This is a genomic window from Thermohalobaculum sediminis (genome assembly GCF_023487995.1).
GTDB lineage: Bacteria > Pseudomonadota > Alphaproteobacteria > Rhodobacterales > Rhodobacteraceae > Thermohalobaculum > Thermohalobaculum sediminis.
Window position 1 is genome coordinate 279,770 of record NZ_JAMFKN010000003.1, and the last position, 18,313, is coordinate 298,082.

General features: G+C 70.9%; 14 protein-coding genes. 6 read left to right on the forward strand and 8 right to left on the reverse strand.

Translation table 11 applies throughout. The features are described 5' to 3' along the window. Position 1 precedes the first annotated feature (1 nt). Positions 2–2,200 carry a primosomal protein N' gene (locus M1105_RS08465; protein WP_319936778.1) on the reverse strand — a complete coding sequence of 733 codons (2,199 nt, stop codon included), beginning with the start codon at positions 2,198–2,200 and terminating at the stop codon, positions 2–4. A 129-nt stretch (positions 2,201–2,329) separates the two neighbouring features. Between M1105_RS08465 and fsa the strand changes: the two genes are divergently transcribed. From fsa to M1105_RS08495, 6 genes are all read left to right on the forward strand, one after another. Then, the gene (fsa, locus tag M1105_RS08470) at positions 2,330–2,986 is read left to right on the forward strand and encodes a fructose-6-phosphate aldolase (RefSeq protein WP_249579911.1); all 657 of its coding nucleotides are present in this window, start codon (positions 2,330–2,332) and stop codon (positions 2,984–2,986) included. A 13-nt stretch (positions 2,987–2,999) separates the two neighbouring features. Then, positions 3,000–3,764, forward strand: coding sequence for a DUF484 family protein (locus M1105_RS08475; protein ID WP_249579912.1), 765 nt, complete (start codon positions 3,000–3,002; stop codon positions 3,762–3,764). Positions 3,765–3,800: 36 nt separating this feature from the next. After that, on the forward strand, positions 3,801–4,724 hold the full coding sequence (locus M1105_RS08480) for a tyrosine recombinase XerC (RefSeq protein WP_249579913.1): 924 nt from the start codon (positions 3,801–3,803) through the stop codon (positions 4,722–4,724). Positions 4,725–4,794: 70 nt separating this feature from the next. Then, positions 4,795–5,448: an ABC transporter ATP-binding protein gene (locus M1105_RS08485; protein WP_249579914.1), complete on the forward strand. Its 654-nt coding sequence runs from the start codon at positions 4,795–4,797 to the stop codon at positions 5,446–5,448. Beyond that, positions 5,445–8,015: an ABC transporter permease gene (locus M1105_RS08490; protein ID WP_249579915.1), complete on the forward strand. Its 2,571-nt coding sequence runs from the start codon at positions 5,445–5,447 to the stop codon at positions 8,013–8,015. The genes M1105_RS08485 and M1105_RS08490 overlap by 4 nt, the downstream gene beginning before the upstream one ends. Then, entirely contained in the window at positions 8,005–9,096 is a 1,092-nt protein-coding gene (locus M1105_RS08495) for a lipocalin-like domain-containing protein (protein ID WP_249579916.1), read from the forward strand. The genes M1105_RS08490 and M1105_RS08495 overlap by 11 nt, the downstream gene beginning before the upstream one ends. A gap of 83 nt (positions 9,097–9,179) precedes the next feature. Here the strand turns inward: M1105_RS08495 and M1105_RS08500 are convergent, their stop codons facing one another. The 7 genes from M1105_RS08500 to sucC form a co-directional block, all read right to left on the reverse strand. Next, the gene (locus tag M1105_RS08500) at positions 9,180–9,707 is read right to left on the reverse strand and encodes an NADPH-dependent FMN reductase (RefSeq protein WP_249579917.1); all 528 of its coding nucleotides are present in this window, start codon (positions 9,705–9,707) and stop codon (positions 9,180–9,182) included. 123 nt (positions 9,708–9,830) lie between these two features. Next, on the reverse strand, positions 9,831–11,219 hold the full coding sequence (lpdA, locus tag M1105_RS08505) for a dihydrolipoyl dehydrogenase (protein ID WP_249579918.1): 1,389 nt from the start codon (positions 11,217–11,219) through the stop codon (positions 9,831–9,833). Between the two features lie 122 nt (positions 11,220–11,341). Beyond that, positions 11,342–11,764, reverse strand: coding sequence for a hypothetical protein (locus tag M1105_RS08510; protein WP_249579919.1), 423 nt, complete (start codon positions 11,762–11,764; stop codon positions 11,342–11,344). A gap of 20 nt (positions 11,765–11,784) precedes the next feature. Further along, positions 11,785–13,017, reverse strand: coding sequence for a 2-oxoglutarate dehydrogenase complex dihydrolipoyllysine-residue succinyltransferase (gene odhB, locus M1105_RS08515; protein WP_249579920.1), 1,233 nt, complete (start codon positions 13,015–13,017; stop codon positions 11,785–11,787). Positions 13,018–13,039: 22 nt separating this feature from the next. Next, positions 13,040–15,988, reverse strand: a complete 2,949-nt coding sequence (locus M1105_RS08520) for a 2-oxoglutarate dehydrogenase E1 component (protein ID WP_249580163.1) — start codon at positions 15,986–15,988, stop codon at positions 13,040–13,042. Positions 15,989–16,142: 154 nt separating this feature from the next. Then, the gene (sucD, locus tag M1105_RS08525) at positions 16,143–17,027 is read right to left on the reverse strand and encodes a succinate--CoA ligase subunit alpha (RefSeq protein WP_249579921.1); all 885 of its coding nucleotides are present in this window, start codon (positions 17,025–17,027) and stop codon (positions 16,143–16,145) included. 1 nt (position 17,028) lies between these two features. Continuing rightward, positions 17,029–18,228 (reverse strand): ADP-forming succinate--CoA ligase subunit beta, encoded by a 1,200-nt coding sequence (gene sucC, locus M1105_RS08530; protein ID WP_249579922.1) that lies wholly within the window; start codon positions 18,226–18,228, stop codon positions 17,029–17,031. Positions 18,229–18,313: the final 85 nt, after the last annotated feature.

The window sequence follows — 18,313 nt, forward strand, 5'->3', positions numbered from 1 at the left end:
CTCAGAGGAAGCTTTGCGGGTCGATGTCGATGACCACGCGCACCGCGGCGGGCACCTTCACAGCCGCGACCCAGCCGCGGATCGCCTCCTGCAGCGCCGCGCCCTTGGGCGCCTTGACCAGAAGCCGCATCCGCACCCGGCCCCGCACCCGGGCGATGGGCGCGGGCGCGGGGCCGTAGACCTCGGCCCCCGCCCGCTCGACCAGGGGCGCGGCGCGGCCGAGCGCGCGCGCGACCTCGGTCACCCGCGCCTCGTCCTCGCCCGACACGATGACCCCCGCGAGGCGCCCGTAGGGCGGCATGCCCGACAGGTGCCGGATCTCGGCCTGGCTGCGCCAGAAAGCCTCGGCGTCGCCTGAAACGATCGCGCGCATCACCGGGTGGTCGGGGCTCGCAGTCTGGATCAGGGCGCGTCCGGCCCGTTCCGAGCGGCCTGCGCGGCCCGCCACCTGGTGCAGGATCTGGAAGGTGCGCTCGGCTGCCCGCAGGTCGCCCCCCATCAGCCCCATGTCGGCGTCGATCACGCCAACCAGCGTCAAGAGCGGGAAATTGTGCCCCTTCGCCACCATCTGGGTGCCGATCACGATGTCGGCATCGCCCGCCGCGATCGCCGCGAGGCGCGCCTTGACCGCCTCGGGCCCGGCGATCAGGTCGGAGGAGAGCACCTCGACCCGCGCGCCGGGGAACAGGTCGGCCGCCTCCTCGGCCAGCCGCTCGACGCCGGGCCCGCAGGCCGCCAGGCGGTCGTCGCGCCCGCAGCTCGGGCAGGACTGCGGCACGGGCTCGGTGTGGCCGCACTGGTGGCACATCAGCTCGGACCGGAAGCGGTGCGTCACCATCCACGCGTCGCAGTCCGGGCAGCCGAAGCGGTGGCCGCAGGCGCGGCACAGCGTCAGCGGCGCATAGCCCCTGCGGTTCAGGAAGAACAGCGCCTGCTCGCCGGCCGCGAGCCGGGCCCGCGTGGCCTCGGCCAGCCGCGTCGTGATCCAGCGGTCGCGCCCTGGCGCCTCGCTGCGCAGGTCCACCGTCTCGATCGCCGGCAGCACGGCACGGCCAAAACGGTCGGGCAGGTCGATGCGGCGGTATTTCCCCGCCTCGGCATTGGCCCAGCTTTCCAGCGAGGGTGTGGCCGAGGCCAGCACCACCGCCGCGCCCTCGACCGAGGCCCTCAGCACACCCATGTCGCGGGCGTGGTAGAGCACCACGTCCTCCTGCTTGAACGAGGCTTCGTGCTCCTCGTCGATCACCACGAGGCCGAGATCGGCAAAGGGCAGGAACAGCGCCGAGCGAGCGCCAACGACGAGCCGCGCCTCGCCAGAGGCGGCCCCGTGCCAGACGCGGCGGCGCTCGGTCCCGGTCACGCCGTGGTGCCACTCGGCCGGCCGCGCGCCGAATCGCGCCTCGACGCGGGCGAGGAAGCCGGGCGTGAGCGCTACCTCGGGCAGCAGCACCAGCGCCTGGCGCCCGCGCGCGATGCATTCGGCCACCGACTCGAGATAGACCTCGGTCTTGCCCGAGCCGGTCACGCCCCTGAGCAGCGTGGCAGAGAACCCGCCCGCCGCGATGTCGGCGCGCAGCGCCTGCGCCGCCGCCGCCTGGTCGTCCGACAGATGCCCGCCGGGCGGCTGGCCGAACATCGGCGCGAAGGGTGGATCGGCGGGCACCGCCGATGCCGCCAGCGCGCCCATCGCCTCGAGCCCCTTGACGACGCCGCCCGAGACGCCCGCCAACCGCGCAAGTTCGACAGGCGCAAGGCCCGCGCCGCCCAGTTCCCCCAGCACCTCGATCACACGCGCGCGCGCCGGCGTGAGCCGCCCGGGCGGCGGCCCTGCGAGACGCAGCACCGTCCGCATTCGCGGCGGCTGGCCGAGATCGGGCACCCGCGTCGCCAGCCGCAGCATCATGCCGGGCGGCGTCATCGTGTAGTCCGCAGCGCGATCGAGGAATCGGCGCAGCCCCTCGCGCAACGGCGCCACCTCGAGTCGGGCCGCCACCGTCTTGAGCCGCGCCGGGGCGACGTCCCCCGCCCCCTCGCCCCAGACCACGCCCACGGCCCTGCGGGCGCCCAGCCCGACCTCGACGAATTCTCCGGGCTCGAGCGCCATTCCCTCGCCCACCAGGTAGTCGAGCGGGCCCGGGAAAGGCATGGGCAAAAGCACGCCGACGCGCGAACCGGGCCCGAATCGCCGCGCGCCGCTCACCGTGTCATGACCCCGGAATCGGGGGTTGGACCGCCCCGCGCCCTTCGGCTAGATTGCCGCCCGACACCGACCCCCGCAGGGCGGTGATGCCGGCAGGCTGCCCCCCGGGACCGCAGAGGACGAACCCCAATGAAATTCTTCATCGACACGGCCGAGATCGACGAGATTCGCGATCTGGCCGCCACCGGCATGGTCGACGGCGTGACCACCAACCCCTCGCTGATCGCCAAGTCGGGCCGCAACATCCTCGAGGTCACGAAGGAGATCTGCGAGATCGTCCCCGGCCCCGTCTCGGCCGAGGTGACCGCGACCGAGGCATCCGCCATGATCGAGGAAGGCCGCTTCCTCGCCGGGATCGCGCCCAACATCGCGGTCAAGGTGCCGCTGACCTGGGACGGGCTCAGGGCGTGCAAGGCGCTGTCGGATGACGGGCACATGGTCAACGTGACGCTCTGCTTCTCGGCCAATCAGGCGCTGCTGGCGGCGAAGGCGGGGGCAACCTTCATCTCACCCTTCCTCGGGAGGCTCGACGACATCAATCTCGACGGGATGGAGCTGATCGCGGACATCCGGCAGATCTACGACAACTACGACTTCAAGACCCAGATCCTTGCTGCCTCGATCCGCACGGTGAACCACGTGGCCGAAGCCGCCAAGATCGGCGCCGACGTGGCGACCATCCCGCCCGCCGTGCTGAAGAAGCTCGCCGACCACCCGCTTACCGACAAGGGGCTCGCGGCCTTTCTGGCAGACTGGGCCAGGACCGGCCAGTCGATTCTCAAGTGACGGGCGCGCGCAGATGAAGCTCCAGGACCCCTCGGCCACCGGCAGCGCGGCGGGCGCGGTCGTGCTCGACGCCGAGGAACGCGACCTGATCCGCTCGCTGATCCTCGCCGACCCCGAGCTGGTGCTGTCGGACGACCAGGTGATGCGGGCGCTGATCCGCGCGACGGGCCCGCTCGACCGCAACGTGGTCGACCTGCGCGACAAGCTGGTCGAGCGGCTCGAGCAGCGGCTCTCCAAGCTCGTCCATGCCAACCGCTCGGTGATCGCCGCGGCCTACGAGAACGTCGCCTCGACCCAGCAGGTGCACCGCGCGGTCACGCAGCTTCTCGAGGCCCGCGATCTCGACGACTTCCTGCGGCGGCTGACGCAGGACGTGCCGCGCATGGTGTCGATCGACGCGGTGCGGCTCTGCCTCGAGGCGGATGTCGACGACATCCGCCCGGCGGCAGGCGTGGCGGGCGATCTTGGCGGGCGCGTGCTCGCGCTGCCGATCGGCATGGTCGAGACCTATCTCACGCTCCACCCCGACGCGCGGGCCGGGCGCATCGTGCTGCGCGAGGCGAGCGAGGAGTCGGACCTGCTGTTCGGGTTCGAGCGCGTGGCCTCCGAGGCCCTGCTTCGGCTCGATCTCGACGGCGCGGCGGGGCTGCTGGCGCTCGGCTCGACCGATCCCGACCGCTTCACGCCCGAACAGGGCACCGACCTGCTCGAGTTCTTCGCAGGCGCGGTGGCGCGGCTGGCGCTCGCGCATCTCTCGCGGCTCGATCCGGGGGCGTGACATGGCGCCCGCCCGCCCGGACGCGGCCAGCCGCCGATGAGCGAGCCGTCCGAGGGCGCGGGCGATCTTCTGGCCCGGTGGCTCGCGCAACTCTCGGCCGTGCGCAGGGCGAGCCCCAAGACCGTCGAGGCCTATGGGCGCGACCTGCGCGCCTTCCTTGGCTTCATGGGCGCCCATACCGGCGGCGGCATGGGCAGGACGGCGCTGGGCGGGCTCACGGTCTCGGACTTTCGGGCCTGGATGGCGGCCGAGCGCGGCCGGGGCGTCGGCCCGCGCACGCTGGGCCGCAAGCTCGCGGCGGTGCGCAGCTTCTACCGCTGGCTCGCCCTGGCCGAGGGCGTGGACTGCCCGGCGCTCCTGACCCTGCGCACGCCCCGGAGCCCGCGCCGCCTGCCGCGCCCGGTCGCGGCCCAGGACGCCCGCGCCATTCTCGCCGCCGTCTCGGCACATGCCGAGCCGTGGATCGCCGCGCGCGACCAGGCGGCGCTCACGCTGATCTGGGGCTCGGGGCTAAGAATCTCGGAGGCGCTGGGACTGAGGCAGCGCGACGCGCCGCTGGGGCAGTCGGTGCGCGTCACCGGCAAGGGCGGCAAGGAGCGCGAGGTGCCCGTCCTGCCGGTCGCACGCGCGGCGGTCGAGCAGTATCGCGCGCTCTGCCCCTTCGCGCCGGGGCGCGATGCGGCGCTGTTCCTGGGCGCGCGCGGCGGGCCTCTCAACCCGCGCCTCCTGCAGGGTGCGATGGCGACCGCGCGCATGGCGCTGGGCCTTCCCGCCTCAGCCACGCCGCATGCCCTTCGCCATGCCTTCGCCACGCAGCTTCTGGCAGCGGGGGGCGACCTCAGGGCGGTGCAGGAGTTGCTGGGCCATGCCTCGCTCGCGACCACGCAGGTCTACACGGGCGTCGACGAGGCCCGGCTGATGGAGGTCTATGCCCGCACCCACCCGAAGGCGCGCGGCTGAGACCCGCCGCGCACCTTGGCGTGGCCCGCGTCCGCGATACCTCCACCCGAGACAACAGCGGCAGGCAGCGGTGCTGACGGTTCGATTCCTCGCCAAGTCCTATCCCACGCCGCAAGGGCCGCTCGAGGTGCTGCGGGGCGTCGATCTCGACGTTGCGGCCGGCGAATGCGTCGCGCTGACGGGCGAGTCGGGCTCGGGCAAGAGCACGCTCCTGCACCTGATCGCCGGGCTCGACGCGGCCGATGCCGGCGAGATCACCATCGGGGGCACGCGCCTGCGCGGCCTCGACGACCGCGGGCGGGCGCGGCTGAGGCGCGACCTGATCGGCCTCGTCTTTCAACAGTTCAACCTCATCCCCAGCCTGCGCGTCGGCGCGAACCTCGCCTTCCAGGCGCGGATCGCCGGGCGCCACGACCCCGATTGGGAACTGCGGATGGCCCGCCGCCTGGGCATCGAGGGGCTTCTGGGGCGCTATCCGGACCAGATCTCGGGCGGCCAGCAACAGCGCGTCGCGATCGGCCGGGCGCTGGCCGCGCGCCCGCCGCTGATCCTCGCGGACGAGCCCACCGGCAATCTCGACGAGGCGACGTCCGAGGAGGTGGTGGCGGTGATTCGCGACCTCGTGCGCGAGAGCGGGGCGGCCTGCCTGATGGTGACACATTCGACCCATCTCGCGGGGCTGCTGGACCGGCGGCTTCACCTGACCGCGGGGCGCATCGCATGACCGGGCGCGAGGCGCCCCGGACCGGGCCGCCGGGGGCATCGAGCCCCCGCCGCCCCGGCGGCGGCACGGCGCCGCGGCGCAGTCCCGGCCGTCTCGCCGGATGGCTATGGGTTCTCGGCGTCCTCCTCAGCCATTGGCGCCGCCGGCCGGGCCAGCTTGCCACGCTGCTCCTCGGCCTCGCGATCGCCACGGCGCTCTGGTCGGGCGTCGAGGCGCTGAACGAGCAGGCCCGCGCGTCCTACGACCGCGCGGCGCGCGCCTTCCAGGGCGCCGGCATGCCCGCCCTGGTGGCGGCGGAGGGCGGCGATCTCGACGAGGCGCTGTTCGGCCCGATGCGCCGCGCCGGCTGGCAGGTCTCGCCGGTCATCGAGGGCCGCATCCGCATCGGCGGCGCGCCCTTCCGGCTCATCGGCATCGAGCCGGTCAGCCTGCCGCCCGAGGCCGGGCTGAGCGCCCTTGGCGGCGGCGAAGCACGCGGGCAGGGCTTCACCGATTTCGTCCTTCCCCCCGGCCGCACACTGGCGGCCCCCGAAACGCTCCAGCGCCTCGGCCTCGCCGAGGGCGCGGTCGTCGCGACCGACGACGGACGCCGCCTGCCGCCGCTCGCGCGGTCGGGCGAGATCGCGCCGGGGCTGCTCGCAACCGATATCGGCTTCGCGCAGTCGGTTTTGGGGCGCGAGGGCCGGGTCTCGCGCTTCCTCCTCGGCGAGGGCGAGGGCGCGCCGCTCGAGGGCGTGACCGCAACGCCGCTCAGCCGCGTCGCCCCCGAGCCGGGGCGCGCGGACGATATGCAGCGCCTGACCGAGAGCTTCCACCTCAACCTCACGGCCTTCGGGCTGCTCGCCTTCATGGTCGGGCTCTTCATCGTCCATTCCGCCATCGGCCTCGCGGTCGAGCAGCGCCTCGCTATGTTCCGGACGCTGCGCGCCTGCGGTGTGTCCGCGCTGGGCCTGACCGGCGCGCTGCTGGCCGAGCTCATGACCCTCGCGGCGGTGGCGGGGCTGGCCGGGGTCGCCGCCGGCTGGCTGATCGCCCTGGCGCTGCTGCCCGATGTCGCGGCGACGCTGCGCGGCCTCTATGGCGCCGAGGTGTCGGGCGTGCTCGCGCTGGGCGCGGTCTGGTGGCTTTCGGGGCTAGCGATCAGCCTCGCGGGAGCGCTGGCCGCCGCGGCGGCCGGGCTTCTCCGCGTACATCGCCTGCCGGTGCTGGAAAGCGCCGCGCCGCGGGCCTGGGAGGCGGCGAGCCGGCGGCGCATCGCCCGGCTCGGTCTCGCCGCGCTGGGCCTGATCGCGCTTGCCGCCGCCCTCGCCGCCAGCGCCGAAGGGCTCGAGACCGCATTCGCGGCGATGGGCTGCCTGCTGCTGGGCGCGGCTCTTGCGCTGCCGGCCGTCATCGGTCGCGCGCTGATCGCGGCTGAGGCGGTGGCGCGGCGGCCGGTCGTCCAGTGGTTCTGGGCCGACACCCGCCAGCAGCTTCCGGCGCTTTCGCTCGCGCTGATGGCGCTGCTGCTCGCGCTGGGCGTGAACATCGGGGTGGGCACCATGGTCGGCAGCTTCCGAACGGCCTTCACCGGCTGGCTCGACGGGCGGCTCGCGGCCGAGGCCTATGTCCGGCCCGCCTCGGGGGCCGAGGCCGCGCGCGTCATCGCCTGGCTCGCCGCCCGCCCCGAGGTGACGGCCGTCCTGCCGAGCCGCGCCGAGGAGACCCGCATCGCCGGCTGGCCGGTTGAACTGCAGGGCTTCACCCCGCACGCCACCTATCGCGAGCGCTGGCCGACCCTCGCGGTCGTGCCCGGCGGCTGGGACGCGGTCGCGTCAGGCACTGCCGCGCTGGTCAGCGAGCAGCTGGCGCGGCGCGCCGGCCTTCGCATCGGCGACGCGGTGAGCGTGCCGACACCGACCGGGGACTGGCATCTCGATGTCGCGGGGATCTATCCCGACTACGGCAACCCGAAGGGCCAGGTCCGCGTCGCGCTCGGGGCCTTCGAGGCGCGCTGGCCGGAAGGGGCGCCGAACTCGATGGGCATCCGGGCGGATCCAGCGGCCGTGCCCGCCCTGCTTTCGGCGCTTGCCGCTGAGACGGGGATGGAGCCCGCCAACATGGTCGACCAGGCGGCGCTCAAACGCGAATCGACCGCGATCTTCGAACGTACCTTCACGGTGACGGCGGCGCTCAACACGCTGACGCTGGGTGTGGCGGGGGTGGCGCTCATGGCCTCGCTGATGACGCTTGCCGCCCATCGCCTGCCGCAGCTTGCGCCGCTGTGGGCGCTAGGCCTCACGCGGCGCAGGCTCGCGCTGATCGAGATCCTGCGGATACTGGCGCTGGCCGCATTGACGGCGCTCGTCGCCATCCCGCTCGGCCTCGCGGTGGCCTGGCTCCTCGTCGCCGTGGTCAACGTCGCGGCCTTCGGCTGGCGGCTGCCGCTGCACGTCTTCCCCGCCGACTGGGCGGCTCTGGCGGCGCTCTCGCTCGCCGCGGCGCTCGTGGCATCGCTGTCGCCGGTGCTCAGGCTTGCCCGCACGCCGCCGGCCCGGCTTCTGCGGATCTTTGCCGATGAACGCTGACCGCCGCTGGCTTCTCAAGGGGCTCTCCGCCCTCGCGCTGATCCCCGCCGCCGCCCTGGCGCAGGGCTTCGCGGGGCTGGGCGCGACCGCCAAGGGCTTCGCCGAGGTGCTGCCATCGACGCGGCTGCGCTTTCCCGCCGATCACGGACCCCACCCGGATTTCCGGATCGAATGGTGGTACGTGACGGCGGTGCTCACCGACGAGGCGGGCGCCGAGGCGGGTGTGCAATGGACGCTGTTCCGCATCGCGCTCGCCCCGCCGGACCACGGCGGCGCGGGCTGGCAGACGCCGCAAATCTGGATGGGACATGCCGGTCTCACGACAGCGACGAGTCATCACCACGCCCAGCGCTATGCCCGCGCAGGCGTGGGGCAGGCGGGGGTGGCGGCCACGCCCTTTGCGGCCTTCATCGACGACTGGCGCCTGGCCGAGACCGCCCCGCGCGCGCCCGGCACGCCGGCAAGCGCCCTCGGTCCGGTCGAGATGCGCGCGCACGGGGCCGATTTCGCCTATGAGCTCGCCCTCGCGACCTACCGAGGCGTGGCGCTGCAAGGAGTCGAGGGCTACAGCGTGAAGTCCGAGCGCGGCCAGGCGTCGCACTACTACTCCCAGCCCTTCTTCGCGGTCACGGGCTGGATCGCTCCCGGCGGCGCGCGGCGCGCGGTGACCGGGCGCGCCTGGATGGACCGCGAATGGTCGAGCCAGCCGCTCGATGCCGACCAGGCGGGCTGGGACTGGCTGTCGCTCCACCTGCCCGACGAGCGCAAGCTGATGGTCTACCGCCTGCGCGCGAGGGCCGGCGCACCCTATGTCACCGGGAACTGGATCGAGCCGGACGGACGCTCGACGCGGCTAGACCCCGGGACGATCGAGGTCGACCCGCTGGCCGAGGCAGAGGTTGCCGGGCGCAGCATCCCCGTCCGCTGGCGGATCGCCATCCCGTCCCGCGGGCTCGCGATCGAGACCGAGGCGCTGAACCCGCAAAGCTGGATGGCCACCGACTTCGCCTACTGGGAGGGGCCGGTGCGCGCGACGGGCACCCATCCCGGCCGCGGCTATCTCGAGATGACGGGCTATTGACCCGCCCGCGCCACCCGCGCGCGCCGCGACGGCCCGAGCCGGCACCGGGCGCGCGGGGGCTCGATGGCCCCGCGGGACCGGCCTCAGATAGCGGCCCGGAGCGCCTCCATCTTCTGGCGCAGGAACTTCTCGGCGGCCTCGTCCGTGAGCCGTCCATCGGCGTCGAACTTCTTCGACGAATTGCCCACCGAAACCTCGGGCGCGGTGACCAGCCGCACGCCGAAGGGGATCAGCATGAGATACAGTGCCGAGGTCGCGCGCTGCCCGCCCGCCATGCCCGCGGCGGCCGAGATCGGCGCCACGGGCTTGCCCTCGGTCGCCATCGGCCGCACCCGGCTGATCCAGTCGAGGGCGTTCTTCAGCACGCCCGGCGGCGCCTTGTTGTATTCCGGGGTCGAGATCACGATGGCATCCGCCGCCCGGATCTGCTCGACCAGCCGCGTGACCTCGCCGGGCATCCCCTCGGCCTCGAGGTCGGCGTCGTAGAGCGGCAGACGCAGGTCGGCCATGTCGAAATGGTCGGGGGCGAACAGCCGCGCGGCCTCCTTCACCAGCATGGTGTTGGTGCTGCCCTTGCGCAGGGCACCCGAGATGCCGAGCAGGCGTGTCATGTGGGTCCCTCGTTCTTATGGCTTCCCAGCAGAGCTAGGCCGGATCGCCGCGCGCGCCAATCCCGCGGACGCGAAAAAGGGCGCCCGTGACGGGGCGCCCTCGGGATCATCCGCGCAGTGCGCTCAGGCGTGAATCGCGCCCTGCCCACAGGCCAGCGCCGCCTCGCGCACCGCCTCGGAATAGGTGGGGTGCGCATGGCAGGTCATGGCGATGTCCTCGGCCGCGGCGCCGAACTCCATGGCGACGCAGATCTCGTGAATCAGATCGCCCGCACCCGGTCCGATGATATGCGCGCCCAGCACGCGGTCGGTCTCGGCATCGGCGAGGATCTTGACGAAGCCGTCCGACACCAGGTTCGCCTTGGCCCGGCCGTTCGCGAGGAAGGGGAACTTGCCGACCTTGTACTTGCGGCCCTCGGCCTTCAGCTGTTCCTCGGTCTTGCCCACGCTCGCGACCTCGGGGGCGGTGTAGATCACGCCCGGGATCACGCCGTAATTGACGTGGCCGTGGCGGCCGGCGATCACGTCCGCCGCCGCCATGCCCTCGTCCTCGGCCTTGTGCGCCAGCATCGGGCCCTCGATCACGTCGCCGATGGCGTAGATGCCGGGGATGTTGGTCCGCCAGTGGCCATCGGTCTTGATCTGACCCTTGTCCGTCATCTCGACCCCCAGCCGGTCGAGGCCCAGCCCCGCCGTGTAGGGCTTCCGCCCGGTCGCGACCAGCACGACATCGGCGTCGATCGTCTGCTCGCTGTCGTCCTTGCGCAGCCGGTAGGTGACCTTGAGCTTGGTCTTGAGCGTCTCGACCCCCTGCACCGCCGCGCCGAGCACGAACTTGAAGCCCTGCTTGCCCAGGATGCGCTGGAAGTGCTTGACCACCTCGCCATCCTGCCCCGGCGTGATCTGGTCGAGATACTCGACCACCGTGACCTCGGCGCCGAGGCGTCCCCAGACCGAACCGAGCTCGAGCCCGATCACACCAGCCCCGATCACCACCAGCTTCTTCGGCACCGAGGTCAGCTCGAGCGCCCCGGTCGATGTCACGACGCGCTTCTCGTCGACCTCGACACCCTTCAGCGCGGCGGGCTCGGACCCGGTGGCGATCACGATGTTCTTCGCGTTCAGGACCTCGTCGCCCACCTTGACCTGGCCGGGGGCGACGATCTCGGCCCAGCCCTTCACATAGGTCACCTTGTTCTTCTTGAAGAGGAACTCGATGCCCTTGGTGTTGACGTCGATCGCCTCCTGCTTGTAGGCGATCATCTGGGGCACATCGACCTCGAGACCCGAGGCCTTGATGCCCATCTTGCGGAAGTTGCCCTCGGCCTCGTGCAGCATCTCGGAGGCATGCAGGAGCGCCTTCGATGGGATGCAGCCGACATTGAGGCAGGTGCCGCCCAGCGCGCCGCGCCCCTCGATGCAGGCCACCTTGAGCCCGTTCTGCGCCGCCCGGATCGCGCAGACATAGCCGCCCGGGCCGCCGCCGATCACCACCACGTCATAGTCGGCCATCGAATGTCCCCTCTCCTGTCCGTCCGCCCCTGCGGGCTCTCCCGGCGCGTCCGCACGCGTCCGGGCGCCCCTGCGTCAAGCCCTGATCGCCCATCCGGGCGCCCATTCCCCAGCGCCTCGCGTCAGGCGCTCCCCGGGTCGCGCGCGGCCCCGATCGGCACGCGCGCGCACCAGGCCAGCAGCGCCGCCATCATCGGCGCATAGACTGCGACGAACCCCGCTGCAGCGACCGGAGCGCCATTGGGCCCCAGCACCGCCCGCAGCGCCAGCGCCCCGGCCAGCGCATGCAGCGTCGCGAGGATGCCCATCTCGGTCACTGCCCCGTTCCCCCGCCTCAGCCGCCAGCGCGCCCAGACCATCACGATGCCGATGACGAGCGCGATGACCGCGGCGAACAGGTAGCCCAGTTGCGGCGGCATCCCCAGCGCCTGGCGCATGCTCAGCGCCGCAACCGCGCCGATGGCCCCCATGGGCCCGACCACGGCCATCAGCCGCGGCACGGCGGCGTCGCGGATGCGGAGTGTGGCATGTGCCCATCCCGTCATCCGCCACCGCCCCCCGGGTCTCAGAGATCCATCAGCAGGCGGCGCGGATCCTCGAGGCTTTCCTTGACCCGCACGAGGAAGGTCACCGCCTCCTTGCCGTCGATGATCCGGTGGTCATAGCTCAGCGCCAGGTACATCATCGGCCGCGCCACGATCTGCCCGCCCACGACCATCGGGCGCTCCTGGATCTTGTGCATGCCCAGGATGCCCGACTGCGGCGGGTTCAGGATCGGCGAGGACATCAGCGAGCCATAGACGCCGCCGTTCGAGATGGTGAAGGTGCCGCCCTGCATCTCGGCCATCGACAGCTTGCCGTCGCGGGCCTTCACGCCGAACTCGGCTATCTTCTTCTCGATCTCGGCGAAGCTCATGGCGTCGGCATCGCGCACCACGGGCACGACGAGGCCCGAGGGCGTGCCGACCGCGACGCCGACATGGCAGTAGTTCTTGTAGACGATCTCGTCGCCGTCGATCTCGGCATTGACCGCCGGGATCTCCTTCAGCGCGTGGCAGCAGGCCTTCACGAAGAAGGACATGAAGCCCAGCTTCACGCCGTGCTTCTTCTCGAAGATGTCCTTGAACTCGTTGCGGATGCCCATCACGCCCGACATGTCCACCTCGTTGTAGGTGGTCAGCATGGCGGCGGTGTTCTGGGCCTCCTTCAGGCGGCGCGCGATGGTCTGGCGCAGCCGGGTCATCTTCACCCGCTTCTCGCGCTCGGGCGCGGCGGCGGGCGCCGAGGGGGCGGCCGGCACCGGGGCCGCCGGCGCGGCGGCCGCCGGGCGCGGGGCAGCGGCGGCGCGGGCCACGTCCTCCTTCATGACGCGGCCATCCCGTCCAGTGCCGTCGACCTGATCGCGGCTGAGCCCCGCCTCGGCCATCGCCTTCTTCGCCGAGGGCGCATCCTCGACATCGGCGCGCGGCTCGACCGCGGTGGGGCCGGCGCCGGGTTCGGGCACGCTCGCCGCCGCGGGCTCGGGCGCCGCCTTCGCGGCGGGCTTCGCCGCAGCGCCTGCGCCGTCCTCGATCGTGGCAAGGAGCGCATCCACCCCCACGGTCTCGCCCGCCTTGGCGACATGCTCGCCCATCACGCCGGCGGCGGGCGAGGGCACCTCGACGGTCACCTTGTCGGTCTCGAGCTCGCACAGCATCTCGTCGGCGGCAACCGCCTCGCCAGGCTGCTTGAACCAGGTCGCGACGGTCGCCTCGGTCACCGATTCGCCCAGCGTCGGAACCCTGACTTCGATGGTCATACTCTGTGTCCCCTTGATCCGTTCAGAGCGTGAGCGCGGCGTTGACCAGCGCGTCCTGCTCGGCCTTGTGCTGGCTTGCGAGCCCGGTCGCAGGCGAGGCCGAGGCCGCGCGGCCAGCATAGACCGGCCGCGACACCTTGGCGCCGATCCGCGTCAGCACCCATTCGATGTTCGGCTCGACGAAGAACCATGCCCCCTGGTTCTTCGGCTCCTCCTGGCACCACACGACATCGGCGTTACGGAAGCGCTGCAGCTCGCGCGTGAGGCTGAGGGCCGGGAAGGGATAGAACTGCTCGAGCCGCATCAGGTAGACGTCATCGAGCCCGCGCGCGTCGCGCTCTTCCAGCAGGTCGTAATAGACCTTGCCCGAGCAGATCACGACGCGGCGGATCTGGTCGTCCGCCTTCAGCTTCAGCTCCGAGCCGCCCATCTCGGCATCGTCCCACAGCACGCGATGGAACGACGAGCCTTCGGCCATTTCCTCGAGCTTCGAGACGCAGCGCTTGTGCCGCAGCAGCGACTTCGGCGTCATCAGCACCAGCGGCTTGCGGAAGCTGCGGTGAAGCTGGCGGCGCAGGATGTGGAAGTAGTTCGCAGGCGTCGTGCAGTTGGCGACGATCCAGTTGTCCTCGGCCGAGAGCTGCAGGTAGCGCTCGAGCCGGGCCGAGGAGTGCTCGGGCCCCTGCCCCTCGAAGCCGTGGGGCAGCAGCATCACCAGGCCCGACATGCGCAGCCACTTGCGCTCGCCCGAGCTGATGAACTGGTCGATCATGATCTGGGCGCCGTTGGCGAAGTCGCCGAACTGCGCCTCCCACAGCACCAGCGCCTTTGGCTCGGCGAGGCTGAAGCCGTATTCATAGCCCAGCACCGCGTATTCCGAGAGCATCGAGTCGATGACCTCGTATTCCGCCTGCCCCTCCATGATGTGGTTGAGCGGGTAGTAGCGCTCCTCGGTCTCCTGGTCGATGATGCCGGAATGGCGCTGGCTGAAGGTGCCGCGGGTGCAGTCCTGCCCCGAGAGACGGACCTTGTAGCCCTCGGTCAGCAGCGTGCCGAAGGCGAGCGCCTCGGCGGTCGCCCAGTCGATGCCCTCGCCGGAATCGATCATCTGCTTCTTGGCTTCCAGCAGGCGCTCGATCGTCCGGTGCGGCTTGAACTCGGCCGGCAGCCGGGTCAGCGCGGCGCCGACGCGCCTCAGCGTCTCCATCGGCACCGCCGTCTGGCCACGCTGATATTCCTCGCCCGACTTGCTCAGGCCCGACCAGCGGCCGTCCAGCCAGTCGGCCTTGTTCGGCTTGTAGTCCTTCGCCGCCTCGAACTCGTCGTTCAGGAAGGACTGGAAGGCGGCCTTGGCCTGCTCGACCTCGTCCGCGTCGATCAGCCCATCCTCGACCAGCCGCTCGGTATAGAGCTGAAGGGTCGTCTTCTGCTTGCGGATCGCCTTGTACATGAGGGGCTGGGTGAACATCGGTTCATCCCCCTCGTTGTGGCCGAAGCGGCGGTAGCAGAAGATGTCGATCACCACGTCGCGCTGGAACAGCTGGCGGAACTCGGTCGCCACCTTGGCGGCGTGGACCACCGCCTCGGGGTCGTCGCCGTTCACGTGGAAGATGGGGCAGTCCACCATCTTGGCGATGTCGGTTGGATAAGGCGACGAACGCGAGTGGTGCGGCGCCGTTGTGAAGCCGATCTGGTTGTTGACGACGATGTGAATGGTGCCGCCCGTGCGGTGCCCCTTGAGGCCCGAGAGACCGAAGCACTCGGCCACAACGCCCTGCCCCGCGAAGGCCGCGTCGCCATGCAGCAGGATCGGGATGACGCTGGTGCGGTCGTTGCCCGCGATCTCCTGCTTCGCGCGCACCTTGCCCAGCACGACCGGGTTCACCGCCTCGAGGTGGCTGGGGTTCGCGGTCAGGCTGAGATGCACGGTGTTGCCGTCGAACTCGCGGTCCGACGAGGCGCCAAGGTGATACTTCACGTCGCCCGAGCCGTCGACATCCTGCGGCTTGAAGCTGCCGCCCTGGAACTCGTTGAAGATCGCCCGGTAGGGCTTCGACATGACGTTGGCCAGCACCGACAGGCGCCCGCGATGCGGCATGCCGATCACGATCTCCTTGGCGCCCAGCGCACCGCCGCGCTTGATGATCTGCTCCATCGCCGGGATCAGCGCCTCGCCGCCGTCGAGGCCGAAGCGCTTGGTGCCGGTGTACTTCACGTGCAGGAACTTCTCGAAGCCCTCGGCCTCGACCAGCTTGTTCAGGATCGCCTTGCGACCCCGCTTGGTGAACTGGATTTCCTTGCCATAGCCTTCGATGCGCTGCTGCAGCCAGGACTTGGGCTCGGGGTCCTGCAGGTGCATGAACTGCAGCGCGAAGGTCCCCTGGTAGGTCCGCTTCAGCAGCGCCTCGATCTCGCGCATGGTGGCGTATTCGAGGCCCAGCACGTTGTCGATGAAGATCGGCCGGTCGAGATCGGCCTCCTTGAAGCCGAAGAAGCGCGGGTCGAACTCTGGGTGCTGGACATGGCCCGTCAGCCGCAGCGGGTCGAGGTCGGCGCCCAGGTGCCCGCGCGAACGGAACGAGCGGATGTACATGATCGCCCGGATCGAATCGAGCACGGCCGCGCGCATCTGGGCCGCGTCGATCATGTCGCCCTTGGCAGCCGCCTTGGCCTCGATCTTCTTCGCGAGCTTCGCGGCGCCCGGCACCTGGTCCCACTGGCCGTCGAGCGCGGCCACCAGCTCGCCATTCGCCGTGGGCGGCCAGTCGCGCCGCTCCCAGGGCGCGCCCTCGGCCTCGGCGGTCACCGCGCTCGGGTCATCCCCCAGCGCGGCGAACCAGGCGGCCCAGCTCGGGTCCACCGACGCGGGGTCGGCGACGTAGCGCGCATAGAGCTGCTCGACATACTCGGCGTTGTGCCCTTGCAGGAAGGACGAAGCGTGAAGCTGAAAGTTCTGGCTCTGATCGTTCATGGTCGCGCCAATCGGGAGGGCCTTGCAGCCCCCCTTTCCCCAGATGTCACAGGGCCGCATCTCCCAGGCCCCACTTGCCTTTGCCATGCCGCCCTCTCACGGGGCCGCTCTGGCGATGCGGGCGGCGCAGCTTGCCTGCGCCGCCCGCCTATCCTTACCGACCGAGCGCCTTAAGCAAAGCCTCTCCGAGGCCCGCGGGGCTTTCTGCGACCACAATCCCGGCGGATTGCATCGCCTCGATCTTGTCCTCGGCGCCGCCCTTGCCCCCCGAAATGATGGCACCCGCGTGCCCCATCCGGCGGCCCGGGGGGGCCGTGCGCCCGGCGATGAAGCCCGCGATGGGCTTCGAGCGGCCGCGCTTGCGCTCGTCCGCGATGAACGCGGCCGCGTCCTCCTCGGCCGAGCCGCCAATCTCGCCGATCATGATGATCGACTCGGTCTCCGGATCGCCCAGCAGGAGCTCGAGCGCGTCGATGTGCTCGGTCCCCTTGATCGGGTCGCCGCCGATGCCGATGCAGGTCGACTGCCCCAGCCCCGCGGCGGTGGTCTGCGCCACGGCCTCATAGGTAAGCGTGCCCGACCGCGACACAATCCCCACCGAACCGCGCCGGTGGATATGACCCGGCATGATGCCGATCTTGCAGGCGTCTGGGGTGATGATTCCCGGGCAGTTCGGGCCGATCAGCCGCGAGGCCGACCCGCCCAGCGCGCGCTTGACCTTCATCATGTCCATCACCGGGATGCCCTCAGTGATGCAGACGATCAGCGGGATCTCGGCGTCGATCGCCTCGAGGATGGCGTCCGCGGCGAAGGGGGGCGGCACGTAGATCGCGGTCGCGTCCGCGCCCGTCTTTGCCACGGCGTCGGCCACGGTATCGAAGACGGGCAGGCCGATATGGGTCGAGCCGCCCTTGCCCGGCGTGACGCCGCCGACCATCCGGGTGCCGTAGGCGATCGCCTGCTCGGTGTGGAAGGTGCCCTGCGCGCCGGTGAGGCCCTGGCAGATGACCTTGGTGTTCTCGTCGACCAGAACCGCCATATCACGCACCCCCCTTCACGGCCGCCACGATCTTCTTCGCCGCGTCGGCCAGGTTGTCGGCGGCGATCACGTCGAGCCCCGACTTGTTGATGATGTCCTTGCCGAGTTCCACGTTCGTGCCTTCCAGCCGCACGACCAGCGGCACCTTGAGGCCGACCTCGCGCACCGCGGCGATCACGCCCTCGGCGATCACGTCGCAGCGCATGATACCGCCGAAGATGTTGACCAGGATCCCCTTCACCTTGGGGTCCGAGGTGATGATCTTGAAGGCTTCCGTCACCTTCTCCTTGGTCGCGCCGCCGCCCACGTCGAGGAAGTTGGCGGGCTCGGAGCCGTAGAGCTTGATGATGTCCATCGTGGCCATCGCCAGCCCCGCGCCATTCACCATGCAGCCGATCTCGCCGTCGAGCGCGATGTAGTTGAGATCGAACTTCGAGGCTTCCAGCTCCTTGGGGTCCTCCTCGGTCTCGTCGCGAAGGGCCACGATCTCGGGGTGGCGGTAGAGCGCGTTACTGTCGAAGTTCATCTTGCAGTCGAGGCACTTGATGTCGCCCGACTCGGTCACGATGAGGGGGTTGATCTCGACCAGCGAGCAGTCCTTCTCGACGAACAGGCGATAGAGCGTGTCGATCAGCTTCACGCACTGCTTCATCGCGTTGCCCGAGAGGCCCAGCGCGAAGGCGACCTTGCGGCCGTGGAAGGGCTGGATGCCGGTCGCGGGATCGACGCTGAAGGTCAGGATCTTCTCGGGGGTGTTGTGCGCCACCTCCTCGATGTCCATGCCGCCCTCGGTCGAGGCGATGAACGAGATGCGCGAGGTCTCGCGGTCCACGAGCAGCGACAGGTAGAGCTCGCGCGCGATGGCGGCCCCCTCCTCGAGATAGATGCGGCCCACCTGCTTGCCCGAGGGGCCGGTCTGGTGCGTGACCAGCGTCTTGCCCAGCATCTGCTCGACGAATGCCACGGCCTCGTCCTCGGACTTGGCGATCCGCACGCCGCCCTTGTCGCCGGCGTCCGATTCCTTGAACTTGCCCTTGCCGCGGCCGCCCGCGTGGATCTGGGCCTTCACGACCCAGACCGGGCCGCCCAGCGTCTCGACGGCGCGCCGCGCCTCGGACGCATCGAGGACCGGTACGCCGCGGGAGACGGGCGCGCCGTATTCCTTGAGGATCTGTTTCGCCTGGTATTCGTGGATGTTCATTGCCTTTTCCGCCCTCCCCATCGCGTTCGCGGCCTCGCCGCCCTGGGTTCGTTCTCTGTTGGCGCGATCGGGGCGCGGAAGTGCC